The 20,004-nt window shown below is 57.9% G+C and carries 15 protein-coding genes and 1 tRNA gene; 11 read left to right on the top strand and 5 right to left on the bottom strand.

The genetic code is table 11. The features are described from left to right. Window positions 1–300 precede the first annotated feature (300 nt). Window positions 301–2,580, top strand: coding sequence for a PQQ-binding-like beta-propeller repeat protein (locus C0039_RS05420; RefSeq protein WP_101517487.1), 2,280 nt, complete (start codon window positions 301–303; stop codon window positions 2,578–2,580). Window positions 2,581–2,675: 95 nt separating this feature from the next. On the opposite strand, the gene gcvP is transcribed toward C0039_RS05420, so the two are convergent. Continuing rightward, window positions 2,676–5,567 carry an aminomethyl-transferring glycine dehydrogenase gene (gene gcvP, locus C0039_RS05415; RefSeq protein ID WP_075998563.1) on the bottom strand — a complete coding sequence of 964 codons (2,892 nt, stop codon included), beginning with the start codon at window positions 5,565–5,567 and terminating at the stop codon, window positions 2,676–2,678. A gap of 112 nt (window positions 5,568–5,679) precedes the next feature. On the opposite strand from gcvP, the gene C0039_RS05410 reads away from it, so the two are divergent. From C0039_RS05410 to C0039_RS05400, 3 genes are all read left to right on the top strand, one after another. Then, window positions 5,680–6,294 carry a uracil-DNA glycosylase family protein gene (locus C0039_RS05410; protein WP_076002052.1) on the top strand — a complete coding sequence of 205 codons (615 nt, stop codon included), beginning with the start codon at window positions 5,680–5,682 and terminating at the stop codon, window positions 6,292–6,294. A 68-nt stretch (window positions 6,295–6,362) separates the two neighbouring features. Further along, window positions 6,363–8,534: a hypothetical protein gene (locus C0039_RS05405; RefSeq protein WP_075998562.1), complete on the top strand. Its 2,172-nt coding sequence runs from the start codon at window positions 6,363–6,365 to the stop codon at window positions 8,532–8,534. 231 nt (window positions 8,535–8,765) lie between these two features. Next, a complete protein-coding gene (locus tag C0039_RS05400) occupies window positions 8,766–10,883 on the top strand; it encodes a TonB-dependent receptor family protein (protein ID WP_101517486.1) in 2,118 nt (705 codons plus the stop codon). Window positions 10,884–11,037: 154 nt separating this feature from the next. On the opposite strand, the gene greB is transcribed toward C0039_RS05400, so the two are convergent. Next, complete coding sequence (greB, locus tag C0039_RS05395) at window positions 11,038–11,538, bottom strand: transcription elongation factor GreB (RefSeq protein WP_101517485.1); 501 nt, start codon at window positions 11,536–11,538, stop codon at window positions 11,038–11,040. A gap of 99 nt (window positions 11,539–11,637) precedes the next feature. On the opposite strand from greB, the gene C0039_RS05390 reads away from it, so the two are divergent. The 7 genes from C0039_RS05390 to C0039_RS05360 all read left to right on the top strand — a co-directional run bounded on the left by C0039_RS05390 (window position 11,638) and on the right by C0039_RS05360 (window position 17,705). Next, window positions 11,638–12,552, top strand: a complete 915-nt coding sequence (locus C0039_RS05390) for a M23 family metallopeptidase (protein WP_341476645.1) — start codon at window positions 11,638–11,640, stop codon at window positions 12,550–12,552. A 56-nt stretch (window positions 12,553–12,608) separates the two neighbouring features. Further along, complete coding sequence (locus C0039_RS05385) at window positions 12,609–12,794, top strand: Trm112 family protein (protein ID WP_075998560.1); 186 nt, start codon at window positions 12,609–12,611, stop codon at window positions 12,792–12,794. Between the two features lie 4 nt (window positions 12,795–12,798). Continuing rightward, window positions 12,799–13,146, top strand: a complete 348-nt coding sequence (locus C0039_RS05380) for a histidine triad nucleotide-binding protein (protein WP_075998559.1) — start codon at window positions 12,799–12,801, stop codon at window positions 13,144–13,146. 32 nt (window positions 13,147–13,178) lie between these two features. Then, a complete protein-coding gene (gene alaS / locus C0039_RS05375; RefSeq protein WP_101517484.1) occupies window positions 13,179–15,779 on the top strand; it encodes an alanine--tRNA ligase in 2,601 nt (866 codons plus the stop codon). Window positions 15,780–15,929: 150 nt separating this feature from the next. After that, complete coding sequence (locus C0039_RS05370; RefSeq protein ID WP_101517483.1) at window positions 15,930–17,171, top strand: aspartate kinase; 1,242 nt, start codon at window positions 15,930–15,932, stop codon at window positions 17,169–17,171. Window positions 17,172–17,310: 139 nt separating this feature from the next. Next, complete coding sequence (gene csrA / locus C0039_RS05365; RefSeq protein ID WP_075998556.1) at window positions 17,311–17,505, top strand: carbon storage regulator CsrA; 195 nt, start codon at window positions 17,311–17,313, stop codon at window positions 17,503–17,505. A 109-nt stretch (window positions 17,506–17,614) separates the two neighbouring features. Beyond that, a tRNA-Ser gene (locus C0039_RS05360) sits at window positions 17,615–17,705 on the top strand. Here the strand turns inward: C0039_RS05360 and C0039_RS05355 are convergent. From C0039_RS05355 to C0039_RS05345, 3 genes are all read right to left on the bottom strand, one after another. Beyond that, complete coding sequence (locus C0039_RS05355) at window positions 17,665–19,026, bottom strand: site-specific integrase (RefSeq protein ID WP_165787045.1); 1,362 nt, start codon at window positions 19,024–19,026, stop codon at window positions 17,665–17,667. The genes C0039_RS05360 and C0039_RS05355 overlap by 41 nt on opposite strands. Next, window positions 19,013–19,225, bottom strand: a complete 213-nt coding sequence (xisR, locus tag C0039_RS05350; RefSeq protein WP_101517544.1) for an excisionase family protein — start codon at window positions 19,223–19,225, stop codon at window positions 19,013–19,015. The genes C0039_RS05355 and xisR overlap by 14 nt, the downstream gene beginning before the upstream one ends. A gap of 110 nt (window positions 19,226–19,335) precedes the next feature. After that, window positions 19,336–20,004: a S24 family peptidase gene (locus C0039_RS05345; protein WP_101517481.1), complete on the bottom strand. Its 669-nt coding sequence runs from the start codon at window positions 20,002–20,004 to the stop codon at window positions 19,336–19,338.

Here is a 20,004-nt window from a genome sequence, read left to right as displayed (position 1 = left end):
CACTGTCCTCCAATTGCCTGGCGTGAGCCCGCTCTCGTCCACAGCGCCGCTCCATGAAGATCTATATTATTTAAACCCTGGGTCTGCTCCCAGCCTTAACAGCTGTCGCTCGCGCAAAAGCTGGCTGGCATCGTGAAAAGCAATCGTCGTTCAGCGCTTAAAGCCAATTTTTAGGACGGAGTGGATTCGGTTGAGTTAATCGTTTGTGAAACCGGTTCTCGCATTTAGTCACCGATTCATCCCTTTTTTTATCCTGTTTGTTCTGTCGTAGGGAATAGAAAGTACGGGTCGAGCGTCAACATGATTGAACAGCGCATGGTTGAATTGATGCAAGAAGCAATAGCATTCCCTTACATCGCAGACAAGCCCCCCTCACGTACACCGACACGGAACCCACTGGTACTGGTGCTACTGTGGTCACTGACGCTAGCAGCCTGCGGAGATGGCTCTAGCAGGAGTCCGTCGAGCCCCCCCACAGAGCCGAGCGGATTCGATCTCGACATCACTTTCCCACCTGATGGTGCTTCGACCGAGGGTGTGGCCGCAATCACCGTTAGCGGCACTCTGGAGGCCAGCGGAGGCGGCCCGCTGTCTGCGGCAGACATCCAGAGTTTTTCCGTAAATAATGTCCCGGCAACCGTGGATTTTAAACTGGGCCGCTGGCATGCGGAGATTCCGCTCGGCATCAGAGAAAATGTTGCACTCACGGCGAGCCTGGAGCCTACTTCAGGGCGCATCGTGGAGGTAGTGTCCTCGGTATACAACACTCCTCTACAGGGCGCGTATGAATTAATTCGGCTTTTTGACGATGGCAATTCGGCGCTGGTATACGGCAGCGGGCAATTGCGGCGATTGGACCTTGCTTCTGGCGCTGAAACGCCGGTTATCGATGGGCTGGTTGATGGTTACCGGGTTCCTGCGACAGGGATACGCATGGACGCGACGGCCAGTAACGCCTATCTTTTGCGCTGGGACGCATATGGTTATTCACCGGATGCCTACACCGTGGATTTGGGTGATGGTACCGGGCGATCTCTGGGGTTCCTGTACTACCCCAGCGACTTTGTTTCACATCATGGTTTCGATCTCGATCCAGTGAACATGCAGCTTGTGTACTCACGCAAGACTGGGGACCTTCACGGAATAGAGGGCAATAACTGTAGGCTCATGGCCATTCCATTAACAGGCCCTCCGCTGAGGGAAATTGCCCGCACAAGTCACGTAAGTGATCTGCCGGGAGCGCCCCCCGTGCCATTCTGTCCAGGCCCGGTTGTCATCGACGCAACTAACAACCGAGCAATTGTTGCAGCAGATGAGCAAGCCTATCCAGAACATTATTTCCCTGACCCGGAAGACTACGGCCTGTACGCGTACGATCTGGCCACGGGCTCCGGCAGTGTACTGTCCAACGCACTTCCCGAGAGTGGTCCACTGCTGTATTCACCAGAATGGCTATTTTTAAGTCATGAGGGAGGTCGGGTCCTGGCTGTGGACGAGGAACGGATTCTCTGGGTCGATCTCGCCAGTGGTGATCGCTCGTTAGCAGTTGACGAGCCCAATATGCCCGACTCGATCACCGATGTGGATTACGATGAGACCGGTCAACGCCTGGTTATCGCTAGCGAATACGACCACCTGAGTGCGCTTAGCCTGGTCACAGGTGATCGCCAGGAATTGATGAGCATAACACTGGAAAACGCTATCGGAGGCGGTCCTGAGGTACCAGGTGGCGCTTTGTCCGTTGCAGATAGCGAACGGAACCGGCTTTACGTGTTTGACGAGCGAAAGGTGCAACTGGTGAGCATCGACCTGGATACTTTGGAGCGCACACTCCTTGCGGCTAAGCTGCAAGGAGGTGCCTACGTACCTGCTGCGGCGCTCCATCCGACCGAGCCATATCTTTACTATATTAGCCATAATTCCGCGCTTATGCGCGTCAACGTGGAAACGGGTGTTCAAGAAGTCGTCTCTTCAGACAGCATCGGTGGAGGTATCAATCTAAGACAGATTGCAGGCTTAAGCGTGGATGCTGAGCACGGCTTGATATACGCGTCCGGGGTCATTGGTCAGTGGAACCGAAATGGGCTCGTTTCGGTTGATATCGCCACAGGCGCCCGCAAACTGGTCGCCGATATTGGGAATATTGATTTCGATCACCCCTCTGCGCTCAAGCTGAACTTGTACAGCGCGAGTCAGGACCGGGTGATTGCGACGACGCAAGGCGGTAACGTTATTGCCATCAATGTACACAGCGGCCAGCGTAGCCCGATTTACGCCGGATCCGGCGAGGAATCTATCGAGAGTATCGCTTGGGACTCGACCCCGGGGCGGATTCTGGTTGGGTTTGATCCCACGGGGTTTGACCGCTACTCCCCTGCCACCTCTCTCGATATCCGCTCCATCGACCTGGAGAGCGGCACTCCCGCCGGCGTACTGGAGGGTGCTATGCCCTTCGCCTTCGACTCGACGCGAGCGCTCATCTACAATGTGGGCGATTTGCTCGGCAATGGGGAAACAGGTCAGGCCTATGCCATTGACAGGTACACCGGAGCCGTGGCGACTATCGCCCGGTTGCCCTGAGCGGTACAAGCCAACGCGACACCCGTTCATTGGTTCTGACTGGAGACTGGTGTTACTGCGTGTTCTTTACAACTGGTTAGCCTTTAGATAACAAATCACCCATCTTCGCGATAACTGTCTATGGCCGGGCAGGCGCAGAACAGGTTGCGATCTCCGAACACGTTGTCTACCCGGTTCACGGGTGGCCAGTACTTGTAGCGGCGCAATGACGCCACGGGGTAGGCGGCCAGCTCTCTGGAGTAAGAGTGCTCCCAGGCAGTGGCTGCCACGTCCTCAAGGGTGTGTGGCGCGTTGGCGAGCGGGTTGTCCTGGGCATCTATTTTGCCCGCCTGCACCGCATCGATTTCCTGCCTGATGGCGATCAGCGCATCGCAGAACCGGTCGAGTTCGTACAGCGACTCCGATTCCGTCGGCTCTATCATCAAGGTGCCTGCCACGGGGAAGCTCATGGTGGGAGCATGGAAACCAAAATCAATGAGCCTTTTGGCGATGTCTTCCTCGCTGACGCCGGAAGCTTCCTTGATCGGGCGGATGTCGATGATGCACTCGTGCGCGACATTGCCACTGTTGCCCGTGTACAGGATGGGATAGTGGCTTTTCAGGCGGTGTGCAATGTAGTTGGCGCTGAGGATGGCAACCTTACTTGCCTGCTCCAGGCCGTCGCCACCCATCAGCGCGATGTAGGCCCATGAAATCGGCAGGATAGACGCGCTGCCGTAAGGTGCAGCTGAAACCACGTCGTTGTCGGCATCCACGCCTGGCACGGGTGAGACAGGGTGACTGGGCAGGAACGGCTGCAGGTGCGCGCCAACGCCGATGGGCCCCATGCCCGGGCCGCCACCGCCGTGGGGAATACAGAAGGTCTTGTGCAGGTTCAGGTGGGACACGTCGGCGCCAAATTTGCCCGGTGCGGCAATACCCACCAGGGCGTTGAGATTGGCACCATCCACATAGACCTGGCCACCGTGTTCGTGCACAACGGCGCAGAGCTCGATGATGGACTCCTCAAATACGCCATGGGTAGAGGGGTAGGTGACCATGATGCAGGCCAGGTCCTCGGTATGACGCTCAGCCTTGAGCCTCAGGTCGTCCATGTCCACATTGCCCTGGTTATCGCAATCGACAATCACCACTTTCATACCCGCCAGGGCAGCAGACGCGGGGTTGGTGCCATGGGCAGAGGAGGGGATCAGGCAGATTTTCCGCTGGTGGTCACCGCGGCTCTGGTGGTAGCGCATGATCGCCAGCAGACCGGCATATTCGCCCTGTGACCCGGCATTGGGCTGCATGGAGATCGCGTCATACCCTGTGGCCTCCAGTAACATGTGATCGAGTTCGGCCAGCAAAGCCTGGTAGCCTTTGGTCTGATCTACCGGTGCGAAGGGGTGCAGGCCGGCGAACTCCGGCCAGGTGACCGGGAGCATTTCAGTGGTGGCATTGAGCTTCATCGTGCAGCTGCCCAGGGGAATCATCGCCCGGTTGAGGGCAATGTCCTTGTCTTCCAGGTAGCGCATATAGCGCAACATCTCGGTTTCGGAGTGGTAGTCGTTAAACAGCGGATGCTGCAGGTAGTCCATGTCCCTGAGCAGTCCTGCCGGAATGCTGGAAGTATCATCAATTGCAGCGTCCAGTGCGCTGACATCGGGCAGGTTACCGTCGTTGAATACCTGCCACAGTGTTTCCACATCGGCGGCGGTAGTGGTTTCATCGAGCGTGACGCCAAGGCGGTCGGTGTCGATAATGCGCAGGTTGATGCCCTGGGCAAGGGCCCTTTCGATGATCGATGATTGCTGTTCACCCACCTCGAAGGTCAGCGTGTCGAAATAGGTAGCCTGCTGCGCAGGCAGGCCTATTTCCTTCATGCCAGTGGCAAAAATGCTGGCCAGTCTGTGGATCCTCACGGCGATTCGGCGCAGCCCCTCGGGCCCGTGGTACATGGCATAAAACGCGGCCATGATAGCCAGCAGGGCCTGGGCAGTGCAGATGTTGCTGGTGGCCTTTTCGCGGCGGATGTGTTGCTCGCGGGTTTGCATGGCCATGCGCAGTGCCTGGTTGCCGCGACGGTCAATCGACACGCCGATGATGCGCCCGGGTATAGAACGCTTGTAGGCGTCACGGGTGGCGAAAAACGCGGCGTGTGGGCCACCGAACCCCATGGGTACACCGAACCGCTGTGTGTTGCCAACGACCACGTCGGCACCCAGTTCGCCCGGTGATTTGACCAGCAGCAGGGACATGATATCGGCGGCGACTGTCACCAGCGTCTGCGCGGCGTGGGCGCGTTCAATCAACGGAGAGATGTCCTCCAGGTGCCCGTAGGTGCCGGGGTACTGCAGCAAGACACCAAAGGCTTCAGTATCGCCCACCAGCTTTTCGGGGCAGCCGACCACTATCTCTATGCCCAGCACTTCGGCCCGTGTTTTGACCACTGAGATGGTCTGGGGGTGGCAGTCGTCTGCAACGATAAATACATTGCTGCGATTCTTCTTGTTCATGCGATGCAGCAGGGTCATCGCCTCCGCCGCCGCCGTGCTCTCGTCGAGCATGGAGGCGTTGGCCATGTCCATACCGGTGAGATCGATGATCATTTGCTGGAAGCTCAGCAGCGCCTCGAGGCGTCCCTGCGAAATCTCCGGCTGATAAGGCGTGTAGGCGGTGTACCAGCCCGGGTTCTCCAGCACGTTGCGCTGAATGACGGCGGGGACGAACGTGTTGCTGTAGCCGGTGCCAATATATGACTTGTTGACGACGTTCTGGCTGGCCAGCGCGCGCAAGCGGGCGATGACCGCCTGCTCAGTTTGCGCAGGGGGCAGATCCATAGGTGTGTGGCGGCGGATCGCCGCGGGCACTGTGTCGTCAATTAATGCATCGAGGTTGTCATAGCCGAGGATTCGCGCCATTTCCTCTTGCTGTTTGACAGTGGGACCAATATGACGTTGGATGAAGTCCGAGTGGTTTTCCAGCTCAAACAGGGACGGGCGAGTCATAGGTTCTCCAGCGTTGGAAGCAGGTTTGCATGGGAATGCTTGCAAAGCGCGGAATCTTACCAGCACGCGGCCCGGTAGCCAATAAATCGTGTGAATGATGAATAGTGACCGCATGGTTGATCCAATTTGCAAAGACTCGTCCCTGGACGGTTTACTGGCCCGCGTTCGCGCCTGCCGCCAGTGCGAGGCGGGGCTGCCGCTGGGGGCGAATCCTGTCGTTCGCGTCAGCGCAACGGCCAGGCTGCTGATTGTCGGCCAGGCGCCCGGCACCCGGGTTCACGCGACGGGAATTCCCTGGGATGACCCCAGCGGCGAACGGCTTCGACAGTGGCTGCAGCTGGATAACGCGGTGTTTTACGACGAGTCGCGGGTAGCCATCATGCCGATGGGCTTTTGCTACCCCGGTAAAGGCAAGTCCGGCGACCTGCCGCCGCGCAGCGAATGTGCGCCGCTCTGGCATGAAGCATTGCTAGAGCAGATGCCGGCGCTGGAGCTCACGCTGCTGGTGGGCAGTTATGCCCAGCAGTATTATCTGGGACGCAGTGCAGAAACCCTGACCGCCAGGGTTCAGCGCTGGCAGGATTTCGCCCCGCGCTTCCTCCCACTCCCGCACCCCTCGCCGCGTAATACCTTGTGGTTGCGTCGCAATCCCTGGTTTGAGGAGCAGGTATTGCCCGCTTTGCGGGCGCGAATCACGGCCCTGCAATTGGCAAACCCGCCAGATTGATTTACGTTGGCTAGTACGCTGGGTCGCAAGCCCGGCACCATGGATAAAAACAAGCAGGAGCTATAACCATGAGCGCATACCGTTCTCCACTGATATTACTGGCTGGGGCGCTATTGAGCGCGTCAATAGCTGGTTGTTCCGACAGCAGCGATTCAAGGCCGCCGGCCCCGGTCCCGCCCATCAGTATCGAGACGCCGAATGCCGAGCGCTGCGAGATCCTGGATGGGGTGAACTGTATGTTCCCCTGGCCAAGTGCCGCCTTTACGGTGGCGGACGAGACGACTCCTACTGGCCGGCGGGTGAACCTGTCGCAGGCCTCTCTCCCTGCCAACAAGCAGGACGTGCGCGTGGATCCGGGCGAGTGGAACAGGAATGACGGCTTTTCCCCCTCACAGCTGATTATGTTGCAGGTGCCGGGCATCGACCTCGAGCAGACCGGCGCGGCCGCCATTACCGATATCGAGCAATCCCTAAATGCGGATGCGCCGATTGTGGTGATCAATGCCGAGACCGGGGAACAGCACCTGATTTTTGCGGAGTTGGATGCCAATACGGACGAGCCATCGGAGCAGGCTTTGCTTATCCGCCCCATGCAGCAGTTTGAGCGCGGCGGACGGTATATAGTCGCCCTGCGTGGCTTGCGTGATGCCGATGGACAAGAGCTTGAGGCGCCGGCAGTATTTCGAGCCTTCCGCGATGACACCCTGACCGATAACAGCGCCATAGAAGATCGCCGGGCAGCGATGGAGGACATCTTTACGATTCTCGCCGATGCCGGTATTGCGCGTGAGAAGCTCTACCTGGCCTGGGATTTCAACATCGGTTCGGTTCAGAGCATCACCGAACGCTTGCTGCATATTCGCGACGAGGCGTTTGCGGACCTGGGTAGCGCCGCACCCCTGTTCGAGGTTGCAGCGGTCACCGAATTTGCGCCTTGTGGGATTGATGGCTGCGGCGAGGGTGAAGATGAGCAGATCAGCCGTGAGGTGTCCGGTACCTTCCAGGTACCCAACTTCCTGGCGTCAGATGAAGGCGGCCCCGGTTCTACGTTCTATTATGCCGACCCGGATGATGGCCTGCCTGACCGCCTCGGTGGCGATAACCTGTTTACCGCCCGGTTCTTTTGCCGTATTCCGCGTTCCGTCAGCGAGGATTTCGCCCAGGCGCCAAAGGTGCAGGCGCGAGCCTCGCTCTACGGTCATGGTCTTTTGGGTAGTGCCGGTGAAGTGCAGGGGGGTACCGGCAACAATGTTGACATCATGGCCGACACTTACCAGATGATGTTCTGTGCCACTGACTGGAGCGGCTTTGCCAATGAGGACGCCGGTTTTGCCGTGCAGGCGCTGCAGGACTTCAGCCTGCTTCCCGCTTTCTTCGACCGTCAGCAGCAGGGCATGCTCAACTTTATGTTCCTCGCGCGCCTGCTCAAGCATGATGCGGGGTTCGCCGCGCATCCGGCTTTCCAGTCAGGCGGAGTGGCGGCTTTTGATAACAGCGTGGTCTACTACGACGGCAACAGTCAGGGTGGCATTCTCGGGGGCGCGCTGATGGCCGTGATCCAGGACGTGACCCGTGGCGTGCTCGGCGTGCCCGGCATGGCTTACAGTTTCCTGTTGCGCCGGAGCATCGACTTCGACGTGTACAAGCCGTTCTTCGGCGGCGGGGCCACTGGCGACAACGGCGGTGGTTACCCCAGCATCAAGGATCAGGGGTTCTTGCTGTCTCTGGCGCAGATGCTCTGGGACAGAGCCGAGTCCAGTGGTTATGTCTACCATATCGAAAACAACACCTTGCCTAACACTCCGTCACATGCGGTCTTGCTGCAGGTGGCCTATGGCGATCACCAGGTGAGTATGTGGGCCGCTGAATCCATGGCCCGTGCCATCGGTGCCAGGCTACGGGTGCCCGCCCTGGAACCGGGTCGGCACCCTGACAGTAACCCCTTCGTGGGCCTGGAACCGGTGCCTGCAGGTGAGTTTCTTGGCTCGGTAATTTCCATCTGGGACAACGGCCCGGTGGGAGGTGGTGCGGTGAATGGCGGCAGCGCCGCGCCGCCGATTACCAACACGCCCCCCTTTGAACCGGATTTCGGTGAAGACCCGCACAGTCGCCCACGCAAGGACCCGGTGGCCCAGAAACAGAAGCATTTCTTCCTTATGCCCGACGGGGTAGGGCGCTTTGTCGACACCTGTGACTCGAGCCTTCCCTGCACTGTCGACGGCTACGTTCCCGGGGGTTAGCGACCTCGCTGTGCTTATCCCGGCTGCCGTATCTGGTGGTTGGGTTCGCTGAGTTTCTGTCTATAGCAGCATTGTGGCCTCACCGCCAATGCCGCTCTCCCATGGCCGGCAGGCTGCTGCCCCGGAAAAGTGACTGCAGATTAATGAGAATCGATCACATTTAGACTTGTAAATGCGAATTCATCTCATTATTATTCGTCTGTAACTTAAGACGCGCTTTCTGGGGATAATATGAAGTACCGCATTCTTGCCGCCGCAGTGGCGGCCGCGCTGGCCACCACTGTACAAGCCGGTATCGACGATATTGAAGAAGTAACCATTATTGGCGACAAGGCGCAGGCCCGGTTGCTGGCCGGAACAGGCTCAGTGATCGACGGCGAGCAGATTTCAATTGAAGCCGCACGTGACATCAACCAGTTATTGAAGACTGTTCCCGGAGTCTACATTCAGGAGGAGGACGGCTACGGCCTGCGTCCCAATATAGGTATTCGCGGTGCCACCGCGGAACGTTCTTCGAAGATTACCCTGCTGGAAGATGGTGTTATGGTCGCGCCGGCTCCTTACTCCAATCCAGCGGCCTATTACTTCCCCACGGCGAGCCGCATGCACACCATCGAAGTGCTCAAGGGCGCGCCATTGTTGCGCTACGGCCCGCAAACAACCGGCGGTGTGGTTAACCTCATTTCCACGCCTATTCCCCAGGAGAGCGCGGGCGCGTTAAACCTTGCCTACGGGCAGAATGCCGAGGCAGACTTGATTGCCAACTACGGTGCGCGCAGCGGGAACTTTGGTTTCCTGGTGGAGACGGCGCAGCGACGCAGTGAAGGGTTCAAGGAGATTGACCGCAGCAGTCGGGATACCGGCTACGACATCGCTGACTATATGGTGAAACTGGCCTGGGAAACAGAATTACAAAGTCTGCAGCTCAAAGCCCAGTACTCAGAGGAAACCTCTGACGAGACGTACCTGGGGCTGACTGACACCGACTTTGACCGTGACGAAGACCGTCGTTACGGGCTGTCTGCACCCGATGAAATGGATAATGATCACCAGGGCTATAACCTGGTTTACCGCCTGCAGCTGGCAGACAACATCAACATGACCGCCACGGGTTACTACAATGCGTTCTCCCGCAACTGGTACAAGCTCAGCGGTGGTGGCAGCCTGGTCGAGGATGCCAACGACGGCGATGTGTTTGCCCAGGGCGTCCTCGACGGCAGCGAAGATTTCGCAGGCCTGAAATACAAGAACAACAGTCGCGACTATGAATCCCGCGGCATCGAGCTGAACTTCGATATGGGCTTTGGTGACCACCAGCTGGCGCTGGGTGGCCGTGTGCACGAGGACGAGATGGATCGCTTCCAGCCGGAAGATGTCTATGACCAGGTTGATGGACAGCTGGTCTACGTCAGCACCACTGCTCCTGTCGGCAGCAATAATAGACTGGAGTCTGCGGATGCGCTTAGCCTCTGGGTGGTGGATGCGTGGCAGGTAACCGACGCGCTCAACGTCAATCTGGCGTTGCGCTGGGAGGATGTGCAGTCCTCGCGCAGGGAATACGCCGACCCGCAGCGCAATGAGTTGAAAAGTCGACGCAGCAACGACACCGATGAGTGGTTGCCCGGGGCGTCTTTCACTTACGATGTGAGCGAGAACTGGCAGGTTCTGGCCGGTGTGCACAGGGGCTTCTCTCCCCTGGGCGGCGGCGCCAGGTCGTTTGAAGATCCGGAAACCAGCACCAACTACGAGGCGGGTGTGCGCTATCGCGGCCAGTGGTTTGTTGAAGCCGTGGGATTCTATTCAGACTTCGACAACAAGAGTGAGAACTGTTCCAACGCCAGCCCCTGTTCCAATGGCGCCACCTCGGGTTCGTTTAACACCGGGCAAGCGGTTATTGCGGGAATGGAGCTGCAGGCGGGAACCAGCTTTGAGCTGGGCAGCTTCAGCCTGCCGCTGGACCTGATGTATACCTACACCGATGCCGAGATCAGTAAGGACAACCCCGAGGAAGGGTTCGAAAAGGGTGACCGGCTGGCTTCCATACCGGAGAACGTGTTCAGTCTGCGCCTTGGGATACTCGCGGCCAATGGCTGGGGCAACTATGCGGTGGCCAAGTACGTCGACGATATGTGCATGACCGTCGGTTGTGTGGGCGGTGATGCGCGGGACCAGAGCGAAGACCTGTTTGTATTGGACTACATCAGCCGCTATGCCTTGAATGAAGAAGCCGTGGTCTACCTCAAAGTGGAGAACCTGCTGGATGAGCGTGCCATTGTTTCTCGCCTGCCTGACGGGGCTCGACCCAACAAACCGCGCACAGCCTCGGTCGGCCTGGAGTGGCGTTTTTAATCTGCTGCTCTGCGCACCGGGTTTGAAGCGGGTAGGGCGCATGCATACGGTTTAAGCCCCTGTCATACCAGCGCTGCTTCACCCGCACCCACACCAGCCATGCGTGTCGGCAACAGCTTACTGAAAGCTGATATGTTGGTTGGGAGGGGGCGGTTCAGTCCGCATAGTTGACGTCGGTGACGTAGTAGGTCTGCTCGCCGGAAGGGCTGTGCACAACCACCTCGTCGTCCACGCCCTTGCCCAGCATTGAACGCGCCATGGGCGAGTCCATGCTGAGCTTACCCGCGCCAAGATCGAACTCATCCGGGCCAACGATACGCCAGCGCTTTTCCTCGCCTGCTTCGTCCTCCAGCGTCACCCATGCGCCAAAGCGGATCTTACCCGGGTCGTCCGGCGCTCTGCTGACCACCTCCAGTTCGTCCAGGCGCTTGTTGAGAAAACGCACGCGTGAATCGATTTCACGCAGACGGCGTTTGCCATAGATGTAATCACCGTTCTCCGAGCGGTCCCCATTCTTGGCGGCCTCGTGCACCGCATGCGTCACCTGTGGTCTTTCGACCTTCCACAGCTGGTGCAGCTCCTGGCGCAGTGCAGTTTCACCCTCGGGGGTGATGTATTTTGAGCCGCGTCTACGCGGCGGTCGGTAACGTCCCATGGGTGCATTCTAGAAGGATGGAGCGGGTTTTGCCAAAGCCTCCCGCACCTAGGCAAGTATGCCAAATCGTGATTGTTCGCGGCGGTGGTGCGGGTAATAATGTCGCTGTGGTTTGCGGCGGTGCAGGCAGCGCCTGTTGCGGTGAGCGCCGTTCCCGGTAATGAAGTTCTGGAGTTGGCAATGAAAAACGTGTTTTGGTCCACCCTGTTGGCAGTCTGCTCGCCACTGGCGTCTGCCCAGTGCCCGCCGCTGGACGGTGATCTCGTGCAAGGCGGCCTGTTATGGGGAAGCACTGCACCGGGCAGTTCGGTGAGCCTGGGTGGGCGTGAACTGGACGTGTTGGCGGATGGCACTTTTTTTGGCGGTTTTGGCCGCGATGCAGCCGCCTCGGCAGAGCTGGTGATTGAGGGAGAGCGGCCCTGCCGACAGACCCTCGAGGTCACGTCGCGCCAGTATCGGATTTCCCGGGTGGATGGGGTGCCACAGAAAACGGTGACACCTTCCCAGGAACACCTGGACCGTATCGCCCGTGAGCGGGCCCTGGTGAGTGCCGCCAAGGGCCAGCGCCTGCAGCGGCCGGACCTGTTACAGGGCGCGCTGGCGGGATTTGAGTGGCCCACTACAGGCCGTATCTCCGGCGTATACGGGAGCCAGCGCATCTATAACGGAACGCCAAAGAGTCCGCATTACGGTGTGGATGTGGCCGTTCCCACCGGTACGCCGGTTTACGCTCCCAGTGGCGGGGTGGTTACGCTGGCAGAGCCCGACCTGTTTTATTCCGGCGGCACGGTGATTCTCGACCATGGCTACGGCCTGTCCTCGTCGTTCCTGCATATGAGCAAAGTGCATGTGGCAGTGGGCACTGAAATCCGCCGCGGAGAACTGATTGGCGAGGTGGGCGCGACGGGCCGTGCCACCGGGCCTCACCTGGATTGGAGAATGAGTTGGCGCAGCGAGCGTATCGACCCGCAACTGCTGGTGCCGCCTATGCCGGCTGCGACCAGTGGCCAATAGGCGACCCCGTAAAAAATCCGTATAATGCTGGCCCTTTCAGGAAGACCGGTTCTCATATGATCGACAAGAAACTACTCAGCATCCTGGTGTGCCCAGTGAGCAAGGCGCCACTGGAATACGATGAAGAAAAAGGCGAGCTGATATGCAAGGCCTCCGGGCTCGCCTACCCGGTGCGCGACGGCATTCCAGTGATGCTGGAGTCTGAAGCGCGCCAGCTGACTGCAGACGAGAAACTGGGGTAGCGCTGTGACAGATACCATTTTCGGCAAGATTATCGCTGGCGAGATTCCCGCGGAGCTCATCTACGAGGACGAGCACTGTATTGCCATCAATGACATCGCGCCCCAGGCGCCCGTGCACGTGCTGGTCATTCCCAGGCAGGGCATTGCGCGGCTGGTGGATGCCGGGCCCGGGGACCAGGCGCTGCTGGGGCACCTGCTGCTGGCGGCGGGCAAAGTGGCCGAGCAGTTGGGTGTACAGGACGCTTTCCGCCTGATTATCAACAATGGCGAGGGTGCAGGCCAGACCGTCTTCCATTTGCACCTGCATATCATCGCCGGCAGGGAATTTGCCGAAGGGCATATGGCGGGCTAGGGCCCGTTCACCAGATACTAACGAGATAAACTATGAAGACCGTAGAGATACGTGAGGCGTTCCTGGATTTCTTTGAGCAGCAGGGGCATACCCGGGTGCCGTCCAGTTCGCTGGTGCCGACCAATGACCCGACCCTGCTGTTCACCAATGCCGGCATGAATCAGTTCAAGGACACGTTTCTGGGTACTGAACCGCGTCCCTACGTTCGAGCCGCATCCAGCCAGCGCTGTGTGCGCGCCGGCGGCAAGCACAACGATCTGGAAAACGTCGGATATACCGCCCGGCACCACACCTTTTTTGAGATGCTGGGCAACTTCAGCTTTGGCGATTACTTCAAGCGGGACGCTATCCAGTTTGCCTGGAACTTCCTCACCGATACTCTGGGCTTGCCGCCCGAGCGCTTGTGGGTGACCTGCCACGTCTCCGATGACGAGGCGGAAGAGATCTGGGTCAATGAGATCGGCTTCCCCCGGGAGCGTATTTCCCGCCTGGACGAGGACAACTTCTGGCAGATGGGCGATACCGGCCCCTGTGGTCCGTGTTCGGAAATATTCTATGATCATGGGCCCGATGTGCCCGGTGGTCCCCCGGGCAGCGCGGACGACGACCTGGACCGTTATATCGAGATCTGGAACCTGGTTTTCATGCAGTTCAATCGCGATGGTGCGGGCGAAATGCATCCATTGCCTGCACCCTCGGTTGATACCGGCATGGGTCTGGAGCGCATCGCCGCGGTGATGCAGAAGGTACACAGCAACTACGAGATCGATTTGTTCCAGGCGCTGATTACCGCGGCCGCGGGCATTCTCGGTGTCAAAGACCTGGAACATAAATCACTGCGGGTTATTGCCGACCACATTCGCTCCTGTGCCTTTCTGGTCACCGACGGCGTGCTGCCCGGCAATGAGGGCCGAGGCTACGTACTGCGCAGGATCATCCGTCGTGCCGTGCGCCACGGCAACAAGCTCGGCGCAAGTGAACCCTTTTTCTTCAGGCTGGTTGCGACCCTGGCCGATGAGATGGGTGGTGCCTACCCGGAACTGGTGAGTTTGCAGCCGCAGATCGAAAAAGCGTTGCGCACTGAAGAGGAGCAGTTTGCCAAAACGCTGGATAACGGCATGCAGATTCTCGAGGACGCACTCGACGGTTTGGCGGGCAAGGAAATTCCCGGCGACGTGGTGTTCAAGCTTTACGATACTTACGGCTTTCCCTTGGACCTCACCGGCGATATTGCGCGTGAACGCGGCCTTGGCCTGGACCTTGCGGGCTACGAGTCTGCGATGGCCGAACAGCGCTCACGCTCGCAGGAGGGGGGCAGCTTCAAGGTCGATTACAACGACATTCTCAAGCTGGAAGGACACACCGAGTTTACCGGCTACGACAGCCTGCACGGCGAGGGAACCGTCACCGCACTGTTGCGCGATGGCGCCGAGGTGGACAGCCTGGATACCGATGAGACCGGTATTGTCGTGCTTTCCAACACCCCTTTTTACGGTGAGTCCGGTGGCCAGGTGGGCGATACCGGTTACATGACGGCTCGCGGCCTGAAGCTGGAGGTGACCAACACCACCAAGTCGTCCGACCAGCACCTGCACCATGTGAAAGTACTTGAGGGCAGTGTCAGTAAGGGTGATGTCCTCGAGACCCGCGTGGATGATTCCCTGCGCCAGCGGACCCGCCTGAATCATTCAGCCACGCACCTGCTTCACGCCGCGTTGCGCAAGGTGCTGGGCGAGCATGTACAGCAGAAGGGGTCGCTGGTGGATTCAGAGCGCCTGCGCTTTGACTTCTCCCACTTCGAGGGTGTGACCAGCGCTGAACTGAAGCAGGTAGAGACCCTGGTTAATGACCAGGTACGCGCCAATACAGAAGTAAAAACGCGACTGATGTCCATGGATGAAGCGGTTGAAGCCGGTGCCATGGCCCTGTTTGGCGAGAAGTACGGAGACGAAGTTCGTGTGTTGTCGATGGGGGAGAGCGACTTTTCCGTTGAACTCTGCGGCGGCACCCATGTAGCGCGTACCGGTGACATCGGCCTGATGCGCATCACAGCGGAATCCGGCGTGGCCGCAGGAATCCGTCGCATTGAAGGTGTAACCGGCGCCGCGGCACTGGCCCAGTTTGATGCCGCCGAGGCGCGTCTGGCCTCAGTTTGTGAGGTGGTGAAGGGCAACGCCGACAATGTCGCAGAGAAGGTGAGCGGCCTGCGTGCGGAGAATCGCGAGTTGGAAAAGGAAGTCGCCCGACTGAAGCAGAAACTGGCCACAGGAACCGGTTCCGATCTTACCGCGGATGCCGTCGATGTGGCCGGCATCAAGGTGCTGGCCGCCAACGTCGATGGGGCCGATGCGAAGTCCCTGCGCGATACGCTGGACCAGGTGAAGAACAAGCTGGGTTCTGCCGTGGTGTTGTTGGCCGCGGTCAATGATGACAAGGTCGCGCTGGTCGCGGGGGTCACCAAGGATCTGACCGGGAAAGTGAAAGCCGGAGACCTGATGCGTGAGTTTGCCGGCCGCCTGGGAGGCAAGGGTGGTGGCCGCCCGGATATGGCGCAGGGTGGCGGCACCGATACGGCGGCGCTTGCCGACGTGCTCAAGGCAGTGCCGCAGTGGGTTGAGGAGCAGGCCGGGTAATGCGGTCCGCAATAGCGGCGGCTATGCCTGTACGCAGGTCTCCGGGGTTGGCCGGGGGTTTTAAATACTGACACAGTGGTGTTTAATACCGCCGCTTTTATCCGGGGTCTATAACCCGGGCGTGAGTTTCACGCCGGTTTGTGAGAGAAAATGAGCTTAATCGTACAAAAATTTGGCGGCACCTCCGTGGGCACCATCGAGCGCATCGAACAGGTGGCCGACAAAGTTTCACGCTTCCGTGCTGAGGGTCATGACGTTGTCGTGGTCGTTTCCGCCATGTCCGGCGAGACCAATCGTCTCATCGGTCTGGCCCATGAGGTTCAGGATCGCCCGGTGCCTCGGGAAATGGACGTGCTGGTGTCCACAGGTGAACAGGTGACCACTGCGTTGCTGGCGATGGCGCTGGACAAACGCGGCGTCAAGGCCAAGAGCTATAATGGTAGCCAGGTGCGCATCCTCACCGACGACGCCCATACCAAGGCGCGTATCCGCGAGATTGATGACCAGCGCCTGCACGCCGACCTCAGCGGCGGCTTTGTTATCGTTGTTGCCGGTTTCCAGGGCGTCGACGAGCTGGGCAATATCACCACGCTTGGGCGCGGAGGTTCCGATACCACGGCAGTTGCACTGGCGGCAGCGTTGAAAGCGGACGAGTGCCAGATCTATACAGACGTGGATGGCGTCTACACCACAGACCCGCGCGTGGTGGATGGTGCCCGCCGTTTAGACAAAATCACCTTTGAAGAAATGTTGGAAATGGCCAGCATGGGTTCCAAGGTACTGCAGATTCGCGCCGTGGAATTTGCCGGGAAATACAGTGTTCCTCTACGCGTGTTACACAGCTTTGAGGAAGGCCCCGGAACCCTGATTACACTTGAGGAAGACACAGAGATGGAAACGCCAACCATTGCCGGTATTGCATTCAACCGTGACGAGGCGAAGCTCACTATTCTGGGCGTCCCCGACATGCCCGGTGTGGCTCACCATATCCTTGGCCCCATTGGCGAAGCCAATATCGAAGTCGACGTTATTGTGCAGAACGTGGCCGATGACGGCTCTACCGACTTTACTTTTACCGTCGGTCGCAATGACTTGCCGCGGGCTGAAGAAGTGCTCAAGCAGGTCGCCAGTGAGATCAGCGCGCGCGAAGTCAGGGTTGATAGCAAAATCGCCAAGGTCTCGGTGGTAGGGGTGGGTATGCGCTCCCATGCCGGTGTTGCCAGCCAGATGTTCGCCGCGCTGGCCGAAGTGGGGATCAACATCCAGATGATCACGACTTCCGAGATCAAGATCTCGGTGATCATCGAAGAGAAGTTCCTGGAGTTGGCGGTGCGATCCCTGCACTCGTCTTTCGGTTTGGATGGGGAACCCCGCGACGAAAACGCTGCCTAAGCCAGGCACAGCGTTGCGTTGGGCAAATTAGGAAGGATGAATTTCTATTCTGGCCGTTTTCGACATGGTATAAATACGTAGTAGAGTCAGGATTGCGCGCAATGGCGCCAGCTCTAGCGCAAACGTATTGGAGAAGTAAATGTTAATACTGACTCGCAGAGTGGGTGAATCGTTAATGGTAGGGGACGACATTACCGTTACCGTGTTGGGTGTGAAAGGAAACCAGGTACGCATCGGGGTGAATGCTCCCCGTGATGTCGCTGTCCATCGCGAGGAAATCTACGAGCGCATTCAGGATGACGGCGGCAAAAAAGTTGACGAGAATCCCGAATAATCCCCGTCAGAACTTCCCTATCACTTTGATTTCCCACTGATTGTGGTATTATCTCGCGCCTGAGTCGGAACGCGTTTCCGGCTCCTTAAAATCTGTTTGCAACGTCTTCGGAGAGCTGGCCGAGTGGCTGAAGGCGCACCCCTGCTAAGGGTGTATAGGCTAATACCCTATCGAGGGTTCGAATCCCTCGCTCTCCGCCATATAACGGGTTGATTTCATTGGAATAAGATCTCTTCCCTGCTCGGTATGGGACCATTTTGGGACCAAACCTTCAGAAACCCCTAGTTTTTCCGATACGAATGCCGCCATGCCGGCGGCATCTTCCGATATCCACTTGCCGTAGTGTTCATCGATCATGCGGGTGCTTGTGTGCCCAACCTGGCGAATAATCCACTCCTTTGGAATGCCGGCGGTCAGCAATTGGCTGATGAAGGTGTGACGCGCATTGTTCGGCCCACGATAGCGCACCTTGGCTTTTTTTAGGTGGGCACGCCAAAAGTTATTTCGTACCGTCCCGTCGGATTCGTGTGGCCGCTTTGTATTACTGTTTAAAAAGACGGGTCGAACCTTCTCGGAAAAACTTTTCTTGTTGTCGCGTGACTTGACCTTCATTTGACGCGGCGCCAATCCCTCCGTGAGCGGGTGTTGTACTTTCAGCCATTCGATTGCAGGCGTGATCAGTTCCACCTCCCGCGTGGAGCGTTTGGTTTTGGTCTGCTTGTAGGTACCGTTCACCCTGGCACGACAGACTTTGACCGTCCCACGCTTGAGGTCGATATCTTCCCAGGCCAACGCGATCAGCTCCGAGATTCTCAGTCCCGACCAGAACGCAAACCCCATCATGTGGATCTCCTGCACGCGTTTCGTTGGAGTGGATAAGATAGTTTCGATTTCTGTCAGGGTGAAGGGGTCGGGATCTTCCCGATCACCCAGCGGGAGGTTATCGATCGCATCAAGGGGAGAGTCGTAGCGCACGTTATCAGCTTTTGCATCTTTGAAGATGCCGCGCAGAATAATCATGATTTCGTTGATGGTTTTATTGGAGAGCGCGATGAGATCCAGCGCAATCCACTTTTCTATTTCTGTCTTCGTGATTGAAGCGAGTTTGTGCGATCCCCAGCGAGGACGAATATGATTTTCAACTTTGGATTTGTAGTTGACATAGGTTGATTGTGCGGTCCGGATTTTCTTGACAGACAGCCAGAGGTCCAGGGCCTGGTCAACGGTGCGGTCACGGTGGGGATTGCTGCCGAACTGGCTGCAGCGATTGGAGTCGGGAAAGTGGCTGGCATAGTCAAAGATACCGCGACCAATTTCAAAGAGAATCGCTGCACGCTTTTTTTCAGCGAATTTGATGTTGGCGTTGGTGACCCGTAAACCTTTCAGGGTTTCACGGCACCGCACCCCTCGATACCGAAAATCGATACGGATCGTGGCTCCGTGTACTTGTACGCCTTCAGGTAATTCCGCCTCAGTTGACTTTGCTGACGATGTGCTGGTCGATTTGTCAGTGGTAACCACTTTCCGTCCATTCATCAATTGCGCGCCAGTTGTACATGATGTTGCCATCCGGCGCTTTCACCCAGTGAACGCCTTCTAACCAAACGCCTTGTACGCGTTTGTGCTTCTGTGCATCCAGGCGAAAACCGGTGAGCTCTGTTAACTTTTTGCCGCGTATCCATTTGGGTAGCGGCACACTGTATTGAAGAGGGTCGGTCATTGCGTTCACACAGGCTAGTAAGATTGGAATTCGCGAAAAGATTAGCATTGAGCTAATCATTGAAACAAGCGATCCTACCCGCAAAGTTCTTACCGCTGTGCTAAACGAATTTAAAGCGCCTCTCCCTTGAAAATGATGACACCGCACAAGACGGTATCTGCGGTCACCTCAACAATGCGATTAGGCCAATCAGGGTTGAGCGTTTTGAGATACTGCTTGCCTTCCTCCACGATCAATTGCTTGAACGACACCTCATTGGATGCTTCAAAACGAACGACGACATAGTTCCCGTGATCGGCTGCTGCCTGAGGATCGACAAAAATCAATTCTCCCTCTCGGAACTTCGGCTCCATGCTGGCGCCGCGCACGCGCAGTACGAATGTCTCATCACTACATTTGACCGGGCAGATGAGGAGCTGGGTATTGTAAGGTGGCGGTTTATCCTCTGATATTTCGTGCCCTTTTCCGACCTGGTCCCACGCGATTAACGGATGGTGATTGCCGCGACTGGGGCCATCGCGCTCCAGGGCGATGCTCTCCTCATTTTCGTGATCTTCGTCCATCCAGCCCTGGGGCTTGTCCATGGCCGTCTCTAACTTGGCGGCTAGATCATCCCCGATGCCTCGTGGAGTTCCTTTCTTGGTAGGCAGCTGATTTCGAACCTGGCTGAGGTAGGAGCTATTGGTGTCCGCAGCGCGGGCCAAGCTCGCCGCCGAACCAGCTTCACGAATGAGGATCTCAAGATTCTTGAGCCGTATCGGAATATGCTTTCTTGTCAT

The sequence above is a fragment of the Pseudohalioglobus lutimaris genome (genome assembly GCF_002866825.1).
In the GTDB taxonomy this organism is placed as follows: Bacteria; Pseudomonadota; Gammaproteobacteria; order Pseudomonadales; family Halieaceae; genus Halioglobus; species Halioglobus lutimaris.
This window is presented reverse-complemented; position numbering and strand designations above follow the sequence as displayed.